The sequence below is a fragment of the Ohtaekwangia koreensis genome (genome assembly GCF_900167975.1).
GTDB classification, from domain to species: domain Bacteria; phylum Bacteroidota; class Bacteroidia; order Cytophagales; family Cyclobacteriaceae; genus Ohtaekwangia; species Ohtaekwangia koreensis.
This window is the reverse complement of sequence record NZ_FUZU01000001.1, coordinates 1542004-1559026: the sequence shown is the minus strand read 5'-3', so window position 1 is coordinate 1559026 and position 17023 is coordinate 1542004. Positions and strand designations below refer to the sequence as shown.

At 34.4% G+C, this 17023-nt stretch carries 16 protein-coding genes; all 16 read left to right on the top strand.

The annotated features are described in order from the left end of the window. Positions 1–439: 439 nt before the first annotated feature. The 16 genes from B5Y40_RS06675 to B5Y40_RS06585 all read left to right on the top strand — a co-directional run bounded on the left by B5Y40_RS06675 (position 440) and on the right by B5Y40_RS06585 (position 16999). On the top strand, positions 440–2146 hold the full coding sequence (locus B5Y40_RS06675; protein WP_079685901.1) for a terminase TerL endonuclease subunit: 1707 nt from the start codon (positions 440–442) through the stop codon (positions 2144–2146). A gap of 47 nt (positions 2147–2193) precedes the next feature. Continuing rightward, the gene (locus tag B5Y40_RS06670; RefSeq protein WP_079685900.1) at positions 2194–3432 is read left to right on the top strand and encodes a phage portal protein; all 1239 of its coding nucleotides are present in this window, start codon (positions 2194–2196) and stop codon (positions 3430–3432) included. After that, positions 3413–4087, top strand: a complete 675-nt coding sequence (locus B5Y40_RS06665) for an HK97 family phage prohead protease (protein ID WP_079685899.1) — start codon at positions 3413–3415, stop codon at positions 4085–4087. The genes B5Y40_RS06670 and B5Y40_RS06665 overlap by 20 nt, the downstream gene beginning before the upstream one ends. Positions 4088–4156: 69 nt before the next feature. Then, positions 4157–5257, top strand: coding sequence for a hypothetical protein (locus B5Y40_RS06660; protein ID WP_143785640.1), 1101 nt, complete (start codon positions 4157–4159; stop codon positions 5255–5257). A 114-nt stretch (positions 5258–5371) separates the two neighbouring features. Further along, on the top strand, positions 5372–5902 hold the full coding sequence (locus tag B5Y40_RS06655; RefSeq protein ID WP_079685897.1) for a hypothetical protein: 531 nt from the start codon (positions 5372–5374) through the stop codon (positions 5900–5902). 432 nt (positions 5903–6334) lie between these two features. Further along, complete coding sequence (locus tag B5Y40_RS06640; protein ID WP_079685894.1) at positions 6335–6658, top strand: head-tail adaptor protein; 324 nt, start codon at positions 6335–6337, stop codon at positions 6656–6658. A gap of 2 nt (positions 6659–6660) precedes the next feature. Continuing rightward, positions 6661–7152, top strand: coding sequence for an HK97-gp10 family putative phage morphogenesis protein (locus B5Y40_RS06635; RefSeq protein WP_079685893.1), 492 nt, complete (start codon positions 6661–6663; stop codon positions 7150–7152). Positions 7153–7170: 18 nt separating this feature from the next. Next, a complete protein-coding gene (locus B5Y40_RS06630; RefSeq protein WP_079685892.1) occupies positions 7171–7530 on the top strand; it encodes a hypothetical protein in 360 nt (119 codons plus the stop codon). 42 nt (positions 7531–7572) lie between these two features. Further along, entirely contained in the window at positions 7573–8034 is a 462-nt protein-coding gene (locus tag B5Y40_RS06625) for a hypothetical protein (RefSeq protein WP_079685891.1), read from the top strand. Between the two features lie 123 nt (positions 8035–8157). Next, the gene (locus B5Y40_RS06620) at positions 8158–8463 is read left to right on the top strand and encodes a hypothetical protein (protein WP_079685890.1); all 306 of its coding nucleotides are present in this window, start codon (positions 8158–8160) and stop codon (positions 8461–8463) included. A gap of 402 nt (positions 8464–8865) precedes the next feature. Next, positions 8866–10929, top strand: coding sequence for a phage tail tape measure protein (locus B5Y40_RS06610; RefSeq protein WP_079685888.1), 2064 nt, complete (start codon positions 8866–8868; stop codon positions 10927–10929). Positions 10930–10932: 3 nt separating this feature from the next. Continuing rightward, positions 10933–13236 (top strand): hypothetical protein, encoded by a 2304-nt coding sequence (locus tag B5Y40_RS06605; protein WP_079685887.1) that lies wholly within the window; start codon positions 10933–10935, stop codon positions 13234–13236. 30 nt (positions 13237–13266) lie between these two features. Then, the gene (locus B5Y40_RS06600) at positions 13267–13563 is read left to right on the top strand and encodes a tail fiber domain-containing protein (RefSeq protein ID WP_143785638.1); all 297 of its coding nucleotides are present in this window, start codon (positions 13267–13269) and stop codon (positions 13561–13563) included. Then, a complete protein-coding gene (locus tag B5Y40_RS06595) occupies positions 13550–13906 on the top strand; it encodes a hypothetical protein (RefSeq protein ID WP_079685885.1) in 357 nt (118 codons plus the stop codon). The genes B5Y40_RS06600 and B5Y40_RS06595 overlap by 14 nt, the downstream gene beginning before the upstream one ends. Beyond that, entirely contained in the window at positions 13890–16007 is a 2118-nt protein-coding gene (locus B5Y40_RS06590; RefSeq protein ID WP_079685884.1) for a beta strand repeat-containing protein, read from the top strand. Before B5Y40_RS06595 ends, B5Y40_RS06590 begins: the two co-directional genes overlap by 17 nt. Beyond that, positions 16007–16999, top strand: coding sequence for a hypothetical protein (locus B5Y40_RS06585; protein WP_079685883.1), 993 nt, complete (start codon positions 16007–16009; stop codon positions 16997–16999). The genes B5Y40_RS06590 and B5Y40_RS06585 overlap by 1 nt, the downstream gene beginning before the upstream one ends. The last annotated feature ends 24 nt before the right edge of the window (positions 17000–17023 follow it).

Below are 17023 nucleotides of genomic sequence, written 5' to 3'. Positions count from 1 at the left end.
AAAAGAACTTCAACTAATTTACAAATCGGTTCGAGGGCATAGGATACGGCTGATGCATATCGCTTGATTTTTTTTAATGTTTTTCGTTTCAAGATGCATAATCTTGTAAATCCGCACCTAACGAAATTGTTGGTGCTGTATTATTAATGTACAAAAAATAATCGAAATTCCAAAATATTCCCCTAAATATGATTTCTCCCAATCAAATATGAAGCTAACAGCAGCGCAGCTTGTATAAGATGATATAGTACCTTGACAAACTTCCGTAGTGTCTTGTCTTTAAACTTTATATAGGCCATTAGCTTTTTTTTACAAATCTCTGTGTTTTCAATATTCCACCTATGCAAAGTTATTCACAAAGTACCAACAATTTAATTGTGAATATATCTATCGGGTTTCTACCTCATTTTTATTTCAATAGAGAAAGTATTTATCTGTAATGGCAGACGAATACATTAACAATCACATACAGAAACTCCAATACTATATTGATAGCGTTACAGGAGGTACTGCTATAACAGGTCATTTCGAACGTAAAGCGGTAGAACGATTTAATAGATTCAAATACAAATATGACTATAGGGAGAATGAATTAAAACGAATACTAAAGTTCTTCAGCCTCATCAATATACCTTTCAAAAACGAAACAAAGCAAATACAACTAGCACCATGGCAAGTCTTTCTTATTGCGTCATGTTATTGCTTATACTATAAAGACACAGACGAGAGAGTGACTAAAGAAGCTGTTATAAGTAGTGCAGGTAAGCAAGGTAAAAGCACTTTAATTGTTACTCTTGCCTTGCTCGAAGTACTAGCAGATCAGGAGCTAAACGCTACCGTTGCAATCATCAGTCCAACGACTAAGCAGAGTAAACTTATACTGGATTATTCAAAGCAAATTATTGAAAGCAGTCCTGCGATTACAAAACTTTTTAACATCACACACTCAACAGTATACAACAAGCAACCAAAGAGCACCAATAGTATTTTGGTATTGACGAACGAGACTGAAAAAATTCAAGGGACTAACTTATCTGCTTCCATTTTGGATGAAATATTTCTCTATAATGATCTTGATATTAGATATGTAGCAAAGAGAAAATCAGGTGCTAGAAAGAATCCGATTCAATATAGTATCGGAACGGTTAGTTCAAAAGACACAAAAGGATTTTCAGACTTGTACCAACCATGTATTAAGATATTGGATGGGGATGTCGAAGACGACGAAATGTTCATCTATATATTTCAACAGGATGACGAAAAAGAATTATCACAACCTGAATTGTGGAGAAAGTCAAATCCCTCAATAGAACTAATGGGTAACATAGAAGACCTGAAGAAAGAATATAATAAAACAAAAGTATACCCTTCCAACCTTGCGACCTTCAAAACAGAAACGCTCAACTACTGGAAAGAAGTAGGACTTGAATGCCCATTCATCGACAACGAAGTACTTAACAATAGTATACGAGATAATCACCTTGTCCCTCTAGGTTCTAAATGTTGGATTGGTGTTGACCTTTCAAGCAACGTTGACTTGACATCCATAGCATTACTTGCCGAAGTTGATGACAAATTTTACTGTAAGACAATCAATATAATGCCAAATGCTGAGAGGAATTTCATCAAAGGAAATGAAATTGACCTAAGTAGGTTATTCGTAACAGACCTCCAAGACTTTATTATGTATGACTATAATTATAGTGCATCAACTGAATGTGTGATCAGGTGTCAAACTCCTGTATTGGATGAATTACTAGTTGAAGAAATTTTGATTGACCTTTCGAATAAGTACAAAGTACAGGGCATATACTATGATAGGTATAACAGTAAACAGATTATGCATCGTCTTTCGAATAAGGGTCTGAATGTTATTCCCATAGCTCAAAATATCGGAACGCTTTCGCAACCGTTAAAATATCTCGAACGAAAGATAATATCGGGTGAATACTTTATTGAAAAGAACTTATGTACCAAATGGCAAGCAGGGAATATCAATCTGTACACATCTTTCAAAAATGATATACAGTTGCAGAAGAACAAGAAAGGACATTCGATTGACGCATGGATTGCGCAAAATATAGCGATGGCTGGCTATTGGCTGGATAACTTTGATAAAATGAATGCTCTTTTAGACAATTGGTAACCGATAAGTATTTATTAGCACGGGAGAGAATTAGCACCCGTTTGTTAATGAATATATTTCAAAGATTATTTCCAGTTGCTAAAGATATAAAGAGTATAGTCGTACCAGATCGCAACGAGTTTCTAAAAAACAAACAACTCCAAGCGTTCAATATTGGTACTGGTAATTTCGACTTAAACAAGGCTGAATTGATCAGCACCGTCTATACGTGTATAAGTATTCTTGCCTCCAACATGAGTCGATTGCCTGTGGTTATCTATAACGAAAACGGCAACAACAAGACAATTAACAAACAGCATTATTATTATAGTTCGTTAAGATACCAACCTCAATCTATATACAGTTACCAAAATTGGATGTCTCTGGTTGTCGCACAACTATTCTTTATGGGAAATTCCTATGGAATAATCAACGGGAAAGAATTACTATTAGTTAATCCTGATGACGTGAGTATATCAATTGTCGGTGGGAATATGTGGTATTTGATTGAAGGATTTGAAAAGCCTTTTAGACATAGTGAAATTTTACACTTCAAGTTATTGTCTAAAGATGGTGTATATGGATTGAATCCTATTCAAAGTTTAAAAAGTGAAATCAACCTGCAGTATAAATCTGAAAAGACAACAGATACATTATTTACTAACAATACTTTCTCAACAAAATACTTTGAGGTTGATTTTGAAACAGCGCTAAGCACTACGAAAGCTAAGAAAGATGAATACTTAGAAAAAATTCAAGGTGAATTAGCGGGATATTCGAATGCTGGACAAATGTTAGTTGTTCCTCCGATGTATAGATTAAAGGAGTTGAAAATAAATCCAAGTGATCTAAACTTCTTGGAAATTGCAGGATATACCGAGAGTTCAATCGCTGCGCTATTTGGTATACCTATATTTTTATTAGGTAAGAGTAATTCAAATTATACCAACTTCGAACAACAGACTTTGAATTTCAAAAATCAAGTACTTGGCAGTATATGCAATATTATACGTTGCGAGTTGGAAGCAAAGTTACTTTCAATCCAAGAAAGAATAAACGGAGCCACAATTGAATTTGACTTCAAACCGCTAATGGATACAGACATGACCACACGTGCGAACGTAGCAAAGACATTAAACAACATGGGCGCTCTGTCTCCAAATGAAGTAAGAAAGGAATTTAATTTAGAAAGAATCGACAACCCCGAAATGGATAAGTATTATGCGCAAGTACAGTATCAGCCATTAGGTACACCAGCAAATAATTTTAATACAACAACTAATAATAATGAAACTCAAAGCAATTAAAGAAAAAAGATATATAGTCTCTAAAGACAAAAACATTCGTGCGGAACAAAACGAAGACGGCAAGAGATATATTGAAGGATATGCTGCTACTTTCAACAACGAGTCAAAATTACTTTATGAATATCATAACGGTCGAATGATCGAATTCACAGAGATCATTTTACCTGGTGCCTTCGATGACGTACTGGCCTCTCCTAACCTGAATGTAATACATACTATCGACCATGACAGAAGTAAGATGTTAGCGCGTACAACAAGCGGCACTTTACAGTTATCGGTTGATGATACAGGACTAAAGTATAGATTCGAAGTACCTAACACTACATTAGGTAATGATCTGTATGAAATGGTTAGTCGAGGTGATTACTACGAGTCTTCATTTGTATTTACTGTTGATGATGAAGGCGAAATATGGGAGAAAAAAGGCGACCAGATTCTGCGAACTATATCTAAAGTTAGTGGTCTGTATGATACTTCAACTGTAGTAGACGGTGCTTACGCCAACACCCCGGTAACTATTGCTCGAAATCTTTCCGATCTAATTGATTCAGAAGAATTGAAATCAGAAGTAAAAGAAGAAACTAGAGACGCTGAAAAAGAAAAGATTGATAACGAAATTTTCTTTTTAGAGAATGAAATTTCGTTCATCGAATAGTATTTATAATAAATAATTTTAGCCGGTTACGCACTTCCGGCAAAACAAAAAAGTAGCAATCAAAATGAAGTGATTAAAAATTTAATAGAAAAACGTGCTAAGGCTCTTAACGATTTAAAAGAGTTGAACGCAAAAGAAACAATCGATGCTCAAGAAAGAGCAAAGATAGATACCTTAAAAAAAGAAGTCGCTGACTTCAACACAAGAATTGCAGATTTGCAATTTCAGGATGAGCAAGAAAGACAGGAAGCAAAACAAGCTTTCAATAAAAATGATAAGAAAGATACAAACCTCGTAACTGAATTCCGTTCTTTCCTTTCAGGTGAAAGAGGCGGTGAAAAATTTGTACTCCCTTTTGAAGAATTGGAAAAGCGTGCGACTGTAACAACTAGCACAAATTCACAATTCAAATTTACTGATTCCCATGCTGGTCTATCTATTAACGATAGCGATCTTGTATTACCTGCACTTGGAGTAAAGACATGGTACTTTGATTCAGGTGTAATTGATTTTCCTTCAATCTCTCAGATCGTTGGTACATTCGGAACTGAAGACAATTCAGTATCTGACCAGACTTTAACAAGTGCTAAAAAGACTTTGACACCTACTTTCGTAAGTGCTTCAATTGAAGTATCAAAAGTATTCTTGAATTCTTCTAAGCCTGAGAATATTCAAAACTTAATGGACGAATTAAAGTACGCTGTTGACAAGGCTCTTGAAAAAAGAACTATCGACACTTTCAGCACTTTGTCTCCTATCGTATCTGGTGCAACTGGCGTGTCTACAACATTCCACAACGCATCTATTCAAATGGAAGCTGCCCTTGTTGGTGCTCCATCAGGGTATATATTCTCAACTAGCGGAACTGCAAGAGCTAAGAATAGCAAAAAAGATTCTGGTTCTGGTGAATTTGTTTGGAAAGATGGAATCGTAAACGGCTATGCTGCTAAGAGATCAACACTTCAAACTAACGCTAACCATGGCTACTTGATTACTGCCGGTGCAGTTGCTCAAGCATATTGGGGTGAAGGTGTTGCAATTGAAATGATTACCGATGCTACCCTTGCAAGAAAAGGAAACGTATTGCTCATCGCTTCAGCGATGGCTGACGGTAGCTACCTAGATGCAAACAAGATCGCAGTAATCAAAAATGTTAACTTATTGTCTTAATACTTCGGTCATATTTTTTATTTATTTAAGTTAGTTTTATTTTCTAAAGGCTCGGCAACTACCGAGCCTTTTTATTTGTCTTTGAAAAGTATTTATAGGTAAACATAGATACTGATGTATATCTCGAAGACTAAAACATATAGCAATCTCATTTCACTAACAGAAGTCAAGCAAGATTTAAAGATTCACGAAAGTGACGATTCTTCAAATGCAGAACTCCAAAGACTAATAAAAGTAGCTTTGACAGAAGCAGAAAAATTCACTTCAATAGATATAGTTCCAACGGTTAACACTCTTGAAGACTATTGTATATATGGCTGTTGGTACGAATTACCAGAACCAAGCATAAATATAATTGGCATAAGTGCATTCACAGAGAGCAATATAATGACAGTTTTGACTGGATATAGTCTATATAAATTCAACAATTTTACGCACTTAAAATTCAACAATTCTTTGAACGCTCATAAGTTAATGATTGAATATAGTGCTGGATATTCAACGTTACCTGATGATATTAAACATGCCATCAAGTTGAAAATCGGAGAATACTTTGACGTTGAAAAAAATGGATATATACCGACCAACTTGCAAAAGTCAAAATCTTTTGAACGCTTACTATCACCTTATATACTAATTGCTTAATGAATGAGAAAGATTATAAAAAATTATAAAAGTAGTATTCTAGGCTTAGCATTTGTACTCGTTGGTATTTACCTATTAGTCCTATCAATCACGTTTGACTATTGGATAATTGGTAGTTTAATAATTGGTGGTCTAATGCTATTATATAGTGGTGATAAATTTATAGAGAGGCTTGAAAAAATACTTTTTGGCAAAATCTTATTTAAGAATAAGGAGGAACAACAGTAATGAAGAGTATCACATCTATCCTCCTAATGACATTCGAAAAGGAATTTACGAAACTTCATAATGCAATCGGATGGCTAATTACTTCAACGATTTGGCTAACAACAAATATTGAAAAGATAAATAACCTATTGACTGCATTACTTACGCTTTGCTCAATCATTTGGGTTGTTGTCAAAATCATCTTAGCAATAAAAAATAAAAGAAATGATTCAGACCAATAAGCTAACCGAATTATTAAAGGTAAAAGAACTTTATACTGTAAGTGCCACTACTTACGGTGAGCCAATTGAAAGTTACAAAACGGTTGCAACTATATATGCAACTATAACCAATCAACGTGGTAATATTTCTTTCAACAGTCTACCGGGAAATGTATATTCTGATTCAATTTCCTTCTACATGAGGTATTTCCCTGCATGTAAAAAAGGAACAAGAATTGAATACAATTGCCAAGACTATGAAGTGATAAATTTCACTCATGTACAACGCAATCAAGCAACAATAATAGAATGTATAGGGATTAAATAACTATGGGAAATCAAATCAAATTCGAGATACTTGGCATTAAAGAAGTACAAAAAATGCTTGCCGACATTCCTAAAGAATTCACGGACAAAATTCAATTCGATTTGAATAAAGCCGCTGGTAAAATAGTGCAAAAAGAACTACAGCAAAGTGTACCAGTTGGCAATAACGATAAGTCAAGTAAAAACAAAGCAGAAAACAATACTATAGTTACTAAGTCAGAAAGTAAATCGGGGGTATATGTCGGCTTAAATAAACGTGCTTGGTATATCAAATTGATTGAGCGTGGCACAAAAGTACGTCAAACAAAAGGGCGTGGAAAGTATAGAAAGAAAGCAAATAGAGGTACTATAAATAGAAAACCATTCATCGAATCTGCTTATGATCGTGCAGCACCAAAGGCAGTAAAATACCTATCAGATAACTATCTGAAATTATTAAACAAGGCAATCAGAAAGCAAGTGAGAAAGGTCATAAACGCAACTAAGAAAAAGTAAAGAGTATTTATAAAGTAAATGAATAAAACACTTCAAAATTTAATATACGGTGCTTTAAAAAATGCCTTGTCCGGGACGACAATTGACGTATACTTTCTATATCTGCCAAATGAAGACTTATTGAAGAAAGTCACCTGTGTATATGAGATTAACAACACGGACAATCTGAATACTTTTGAAAGTAAAGAGGCGATTAAAACATACACGTTAAGAATCAAAATTAACGCTCCAACCACTACTGGTTTTTCCAATTATTCCGATAGGATAAAGTCACAGATATATTCTATTGGAAATATGGTAACGCTTATAGATGAAGAAACATTCTTTGACAACGAGTTGAATATTTTCACAGAGTATCTACAATTTGAAGTAAAGTAAGTATTTATAAGTAAATAATATTATTCAAAACATAAAAACAGATTGACTAGCACAGACGTAAGATATTTCGAATCAGGATTTCTTGTAATTACTACAGGAACAACTGGTTCAGCACTTTTAGGTTTAACAGATATAAGCCTAAACTATACTGTTGAGACCGAAGAACTTTTGGTTTTTGACAATAACTTTTCAAAATTAATCGCCCCTACCTTTAAAAGTTGGACTGCTTCTGCAGGTGGTGTATTCACAAGATTAAGTGGTGATACTACTCACCCACAATCTGGCGAAACTAAAGTTACTGGTGGTTACGGAGCTGACCAAATTTTGGAACTTGTGAAGACTAGACGTACCGACTTGAAAATGATAATGAAGTTAGCAACCGGTATATATCAAACTGGTAATTGCTTATTGACTTCATTTGAAGTTACTTCAAGTGCGGGGCAACCGTTGACTTTTACCTTAGAAATTACAGGTACTTCCGACTTAACAAAATCAACCACTTAATATATATAGTGATTGGTTATTAAAATGGCAAAATAACTTTTAAAGATTTTTAGAATTGGGGGCGACAACGTGAGTTTACTTGCCATTTAACACGTATCGCATTCCAATTCTATTTTTATTTTTATGCACTACATTAAATTTAAAGAACAAGAATTACCTATAGCAATTGACTTTGCAGTAATAAAAAATACTTCAGCTAAATTAAAAATAACTCTGCAAGAATTTGAAACAGCTATTAACGACATGGAAAAAACAGAAGTTATAGCGTTCGAAGCTCTTAAAAGAGGTCATAAACTTGAGAATATACCATTCAATATCAAAGAAACAGACGTTGAAGATATACTTTCAGAGGAGCAAAATTATGCTAATTTCCTTCACATCTTCACACAATCAGTTTTGAAAATGTTCACACCTTCAAAAAAAAATTAAACAGTAATCAGCCTGTACTTTCTCAAGAAGAAAAGGAGATAATTTATAGTTATGATTATCTCCTTTCCTTGTTTGTTAATTTCTTCAATTATAGTGTTGAGCAATTCGACTTGCTTACTCCCGTTCAAGCGAGTTTAATACTTGATCAACGAGAGAGTATACAACACGATCATTACCGTTTTTTACAAAATGAATTTAGGTTGAATAACTATTTTACTGTTGTCACTACTCAAGGGAGTAAGCAGATAAAAAGACCTAGTGACTTATATAGGTTTCCAGAAGAAGAAGAAATAAAGAGAAAAGTTGAAATAAAATCTATTATAGATAATAAAGCTGATGACAAGTTCTTGCGTGCATTATTGAACATCAACTAAGTATTTATAGTCAAAGTACTATAGATACATGGCTAAAGGTGGACAAATTTTACAAACATTACTTTTCAATATTGAGAGCAACACAGCCGATTTAAAGAAAGGGTTAAGCGAAGCACAAAATCAGATTTCAACTTTCGGAAAAGGCATTTCCAAAATCGGTGATTATCTAAAAGGAGCATTTGCGGCAACTGCAATTATAGGTGCTGCAAAAGAAGTATTTGCTTTCTCTCAAGAAATTGGAAAGGCAACAGAAGCCGTCAAATCACTTACTGGTTATATAGGTAAAGATTTGGTTGACGCAACTGCGAAAGCAAAAAGTATATCAGATACATTCGATATACCTTTCGAAAAATTACTGGGAAGTGCTAGAGCCGTTTCAAAAGAATTTGGTATATCTATACCTGATGCTTTGGATAAAATCCGTGATGGTTATGCACTCACAGGATCAGAAGAATTCCTTGATATACTTAAAGAATATCCGGCACAATTTGCAAGCATGGGTAGTACTGCTGATGACTTCTTCAAAATCGCAACTCAATCAATTAATGAAGGTATATATTCTGATAAAGGTGTTGATGCTGTTAAAGAATTTGGTTTGCGTATTCGTGAATTGACACCGGCAACAGATAATGCCCTGGCTGCAATTGGACTTTCAGGTACACAGATACAAAAGGAAATTGCAAACGGTACGTTAACCACATTTGAAGCACTTCAAAAAGTAAGTAAACGCTTATCGCAATTTAGTGATGATAGTCAGGAAGTAGGTATGGTACTCGCTGACGTGTTCGGTGGTGCCGGTGAAGATGCAGGGGTAAAATTTGTAAAATCTCTTGGTGATGCTTCAATTAAATTTCAAGATTTAGTCGCTGGTGCGAACGATAGTCAACAAGCACAAATCAGATTAGCACAAGCAAACGAAGAATTAAATAAAACATGGGTTGAAATGTTTGGAGAGTCTTCAACGACTTTCAATAACATTAAAGCGAATGCATTAGAGATCGCAAGTAAATCTATAGTTGCAATTAAAAAAGCAGTAGTCGATACAATAAATTTTTTTATTGAACTATATAATGAATCATTATTATTCAGGGCAATAATTCAAAATTTAGTCTTCCAATTCAAAACATTATGGGAAGTAATTAAATTAGTTGGATCATTACTATTGAACACTTTTAGTAATGCAGGAGCGATCATAAAAGCAATCTTTACTGGTAACTTCGCTGCTATACCAGAACTATATGCAAATGCAATCAAACAAGTTGTTGAAGACACAAAGCTATTTGCAAGCAATATAGGTGAGAATTTAAAAGATGGTGTACAGGCAGTACTTACGAAAGATAAAATCAAACTTATCACGGAAGACGAAGCAACTACACAAGGTCAAGCCGTTGGTAAAGCATTTCAGAAAGGTATATCTAATGTCACACAAACTTTTACACCTGATGAGAATAAACTATCAATTCAAAAGGGACAAAATAAAGGACTTCAAGCGATCAAAATTCCTATCAGTCTTGATACTACACAAATCAGTAAGGATGTTGAAAAACTTGATGAACAATCGAAGAATTTAAAAATAACATGGCAAACGCTTGGTGACCAAATTGACGAAACACTAAACGATGTCTTTGTAAGTGCTATTGGCAACGCTGCTGACAGTTTAGGCAATTTAATAACCGGTCAAGAAACCGATTTTAAATCTTTAGTTACATCTGTTTTACAGGGCTTAAACAAAATCGTACAAGGTCTCTTTGCGCAAGCTATAGCAGGTATGATCGCGGGTGAGTCAACCAAAGGTATAATCGGGTTGGCAACTGCTGCAATCGGTCTTGGTGCCTTAACTGCTATGTGGCAATCTAACGTCCCAAAATTCGCTAACGGTGGTATATCAGGTGGTGGTATAGCTATGGTTGGTGAAAGAGGACGTGAATTAATTAATCTACCAAGTGGTAGTAGAGTATCAAGCAATTTTCAAACAGAAAAAATGTTAGGTGGTAACACGCCTCAAGCTATACAAGTATATGGCATGGTGCGCGGTGAGGATATATATTTTTCAAATCAAGAAGTCGAAAGACGCAGAGGTAAATCAATATAAAATATGGCATACGGTTTAAAATATTTTTCAAAAATAAGAGACTTAGACGACAAGATATTTACCATCAATCTTAAACAAGACAGCTATTCAGGGCAAGTATATGAGATTGAAAAATATCCTATCAATCCTTTATCTCTTACATATAGAGCAAGTAGTAAAGAAGACGACCTTAGCGTACACGGAAGTGAAGTTAATTTTACATTCTATAGTGACGGTACTAATTATGACGATTTATTCACATCTGAAATAAGAGACTGGAAAGTCGAAGTAACACAACAACAACAAACAGTAATTTCAGAGTCTATAGACTTAACAACTTTCGATCTTAACGGTAGTGGTCAAGATTGGGTTGATGATGCACCCTATATAAAGAGTGATATAACCGTTTTCTTAGGGTCTCCTACTCCAACTAAACGCGCTTACTATCCATTAGTATTATCATCTGGTAGTACTGTTGACGTTGACGTAAAATTTACTTACGACCAAACATCATTTTCAAATACTTGGAGTGTAACATATACTGTTGGTTTGATGAATGCTGCCTTGAATACTATAATTAATAGTAAGAGTATAGTTGCCTCATATCCGACAACTGCGAGCACGGCTACGGTTACTTTAACAGCGACAACACAAAATGCAGCGTATATATATGTCCATGCTCTTGTTGATTACGTAAGTACTTCAACTAATACTGGTACAGTAAGGTGCGAATTATTGGTGCCTTCAACCCAAGAATTTGAAGAAATACTTTATTGGAGTGGCTGGCTACAACCGGATAACCTAACAAGAAAATTTGTCAATCCCGCATACTATATTAATCTGAATGCTACTGACGGGTTAGCGGAATTGAAAGATATTCCCTACCCTGTTGAAGCTATTACCGGCACAACAGGCGAAACAACAGTTCCACAAATTGAAATTTTAAAGACTATATTATCGCAAACAGGACTTGAACTAGATATACTTTCGCAAGTTAATTACCGAACAAATACAGTAAGTGGAAGTGATAGCCTATTTTCAAATGTATATGCAAATCAAAACAGATATGTTAAAAATGAACGAAACGGGAAACGTACCTATTTGAATTGTTACGATGCACTATCCTATATTTTAGAAGCGTACAACGCGCGTATATCGCAAGTAGAAAATAAGTGGTCTATAATTCAAAAATTTGAAATATTTACTCCATTAACTACATTCAATTGGAATGATTTGTCCTATACACGTGAAAATAGAGATAGGACAATAAATATTGATAGTTATAGAAGTAAATTCGATAGTGATGAGTTATCAAAAATTCGTCCGATCAAGCAAATAAATCTAACATTCTTTAATAAAAACGTTGGAGAAAGCGTTGTTCCAAATGGGAATTTCCTTGCTGGTATATCTGGATGGAATAATACACCTTTCGGTACAGGCGAATACGAATTGTTTGAATGGTCATCAGGTAATACTTCCTTATATACTAAGGTCGATACGAGTTATAGTTACGATCCTTCATACGGTCGATTTATTGTTGAAAGCGATCCAATAACTTTGGAAGCCCTTTCAACAGGAAGTACATTAAATGTATCATTTGATTTCAATCTATTTAATTATAGTCATGATTTACCCTCATGGCAGGGTCAACGATATGTATATGCATGGTTGAAATCAGGATCAACAGTAATTGCAAGCAGTACGGCAACTGCAAATCCATATTACTATAGTTCAGAGAGTCAATTTACCTTCACAACAAGTCTCCCGTTTAGTGTTACAGGCGATTACACATTAGCGTTGCTTATTACCTTAGAAAATAATGGCTGGAATAGTGCTGAAATCTATTGGGATAATATAACGGCAGTCCAAGAATATCCGCAGACCATCACGTATGATAAATATTATAACGCTATTGCAGCGGGTCAACAATTTGGAATCCAAGAAGTTGACAAAGAGCTATATTTTTCACAAGGTATTCAACAAAATGACGTGGGTAATTTGAAATATAATCCAACTGGACTAACCACAACATGGAGTAACAACGACAGTAGTGTCCTGAATGAATCACATCAACATCTATACGCATACGAAAAATTGAAGTTCTCAAGGTTCTTTAAAAACTATTTGAAAATAACTTTAAAGGCGGGTACTGAAATCAATTTCAATAGTGTAATTGAATTCGATGGTAAAAACTATATGATTTCTGGATATACTTATAATATCCAAATGAAAGACTTGTCGATTCAACTAATCGAATTACTTACCGATGATTTCACGTTGAATTTTACACAAAAAACTTTACTCTCGGTTGATGGTGAGGTTGGCTAATAATTGAAACTTAAAAAAGTATTTATAGGCATGGATAACAGACTAATTGAAAAAATACAAAATTATAAAATCGATAGAATAAATAAATTGATACCTCTTGTTTATAGTTTAAAAAACGCAAACAAAAGAGAGATAGGACTAATTGCACAAGAAGTTCAAAAAGTTGAACCGCTATTGGTTAGTACTGGAAGCAACGGCATTCTCGTAATTGATTACGAACAATTAACCGTTGTCTTACTGTCATATATTCAGCAAATGGATGACCGACTAACAGCAATTGAAAATAACTTGAAGCAAGAAAAAGCAAAGAAGAATGCAAAACTATAACATATCAAAATGTGCTGACTTGCCTTTGTCGATCAAGAGAGGCGATACTTTCTATTTAAATTTTATCGTTAAGTATAATGATGAAGCAGTTGACTTATCATCATACACAATTGCAAAAATGCAAGCAAGAGAAAACGAGTATAGCAGTCCGGTACTGACATACAGTTCAAGCGGTGGCACTATAGATATATCTTATCTTAATGCTGGACAAATAATAATCAACGGCATTACTGATGATGTGCCGACAGGACAATACTATTACGATATAGAATTGTCAAACGATAACTTTATTGAGACCGTTGTAAGCGGCAAATTGATAATAGACGATGATTATACAAGATAATGGATGCTATGAAAGATATTCAATTGAAATAATAAATTCAGGAGACACAGCAACAGCAAGTGCTGGTCAAAGCATTTGGAATATTCAAAATATAGGGAGTGGTGTTGGTATATACTCGGGCAAAACCGGACACACAGCACTTTTCAAAACATTAGTAGCAGGTAGCAATATAGATATAACTAGTACTGACAACACTATCGTGATTTCTTCAAGCGGTGGTACTTCAAGTAACATTAATGCAGCCAACGGACTTACGAAAGTCGGTGATAATATAGTACTAGGTGGTACATTAACTGGCAATACAACTATTGACGGTGATGGTAATCAGTTTGTCATGTTTGGACTTAATATTTTTGATATTGCAGCGGATCAACTTTCAATAGCTGGTGGAACAACGCAAGAAAGTGTTATTACTACAACAGATAATTCGTTAAGTGTACAGGCAAAAGAAAGTATAACTTTAGGTACTACTGATTTTCCATCAAGTTTTATTGTTGATGCGAACACGGAATTAAATGCAGATACTAGTTTTAATATCAACACGCCTTTAGTAAATATTAACGCGCTAAATACAAATGTATCAGGCAACTCGCTGAATATTTATACTACTGGTAATACTATCATTAGTGGTGGTGCTGGATTTCAAGGTGCAAAATACAATCAAAATTATGCTTCAAATTTTGTCCCAAGATCAATACCTGATGTTGGCTTCGTTACTGGTTTCACAAACTATATTATCACAAATAGTAATCAATTCACAATAAGTAATCAACACAAGAATACCAGTATATATTTTACTAATACAGGTACTACATCAGTATATATTCCAGATACTGTTGATAGTGGATTAACATTTACATCTATTCGTACCGCTGGTGCTGGTATTGTAACACATATAGCTACTGGTACATCTAGCTTAAATTCAATTGGAAATAATTATTCAATTGAAGTTGAAAATTGTGCATCTACTTGGCAATATATAGGTGATTCTGAATGGTATGGGTTTGGTGCCCTTGGTGCTCAATCAACAGGAGGTACTTCGTCTTTAACTGCCAATAATGGATTAACAAAAGTTGGTTCTAATGTTAGATTAGGTGGAACATTAACAGGTAATACTTTAATTGATTGTAATAGCAATTATGATTTTTCACTTAATAATGGGCGCTTTATCAATATTAATGCATACAGTGGCATCAGTATATCAGACGGTTATAGTAATAGTATTGTAATTGATGTTAGTGGTATAAATATTGGCAACTTTAATTTACCTGCTACTATATACAGTATGAATGGAGGATCACTTCAAATGACTGATGCATCAGTTTCATTAACATCGAACACAGGCATAACTATAGTTGGGGATACTGTCCAAATCACAGGAGCATCAAATACTTTTCTACAAGCTGGAAATCAAATAAAAACAAATAGCAATTCGGTTGAATTTAATATTGTTACAGACTTTAATATTTATAACTCAACAACTAATAACTTCTTATCTCAATCTGCTGCTGGTACTTCAATCAATTTAGATGAACCTAACGGAGGTGTATTCAGCGTAAATAATTCAGGTACAATATTTTCAATTGACCAATCAGGTAATACACAATTGAATTTAGGTAGTGATGCCACTAACGATATATATAGTAGAAATTCTTTAGGTCTTTTACAACGAATAGCTGCTGGTACTGGTGATACAGTATTAATGATGAATAGTGGTGCAACTACACATATATATTCAAAAATCACAAGTAATAATATCGCAGCTAATGCAGTAACAACAACAGCGATAAATAATAGTGCAGTTACAATTGCAAAACTTGCAAACTCTGCTGGCGGTACACGTATAATTGGTAGATCAGCAAACTCTGCAGGTGTATTGGGTGAAATCGCAGCAACTACAGATGGACAATCATTACGTAGAGTTGGTGGAGTGTTGGGATTTGGAAATGCAAGTACTGTATCATTTACTGTTGGTACATTACCAAGTGCAGCAACAGCCGGACAGATGATATATGTATCTGATGAATCAGGAGGTGCAGTAATTGCCTTCAGCGATGGAAGTAATTGGAGACGTGTAACAGATAGAGCAATAGTATCATAATGAATATAGGTGTAATTCAATCATCAAGAAATTTTCTAAACGCTACCAATTTAAACAAAAAGCCAGTAGCGAATAATATAGTATTGTCAAGTAGTGGCAATACATATTCAGTTAGTTGGGATTATTATGATTTCGATGGCGACCTCGAAGATGCACCTTTACCTATTTCAATTCCTTCATATAGCGGTGTTTTGGCAGTTGATCAAATATTAATTGGTTCCCATACATATAGTCAAATAAATGGTGCTGCTGAAGGCAATTCTTTACATAAATGGTATTCTGCTGATGATATTGATGGTACTAATGAAACGTTAATCGGAACTAGTGCTAATATTACTTTAACTGAAGATGAAGAAAATAAACATATTAAGTATGAAGTAATACCGGTAACAATTGGTGGGACAAGCGGGCTTACTTCAAGTACTAATTATAGTGAAAGCACAGTAACAGTATCGTTAGTTGAAAGAAAGATGTATATATCATTTGGTAGTTCAACATCACCTTTAGTTACTGGCTTTACTGATACTTGGAATCACGCCTATACAGATAATCCTGATCAGACTTATAAATTATTATCATTAAAGCGTAGTGATAATGTAACAACTTCAATTGGACTTGTGATTGATCTAGCTATGAGTGATAATACTTTGGGAGTAACTACAAATAACAATACTGGTATATTTCCTGATGCTGCTATGCGTCAACTTTGGTTTAGTACTGGTACACGTGGCTTCTCTCTTACTGGCTTAACTGATAACACACAATACAATAGTCGTATCCACGCTGGTACAACTAATTCTGGTGTTAATCACGCAATTATGACTTTTGATGGTGAGCAAAAAGAAATTGCTGACTGTAGAAATAATACTTCAACTGCTTTGGAATGGTCGGCAAAATATCCAACTAACGGTAATCTTACTGTACGTATAATTGATGGTACTGGTTTATCACCAATAAATTGCATGGAATTAACGTGGCTTGAACTTCCTTAAAATAACCTTATAATAATTTAATTA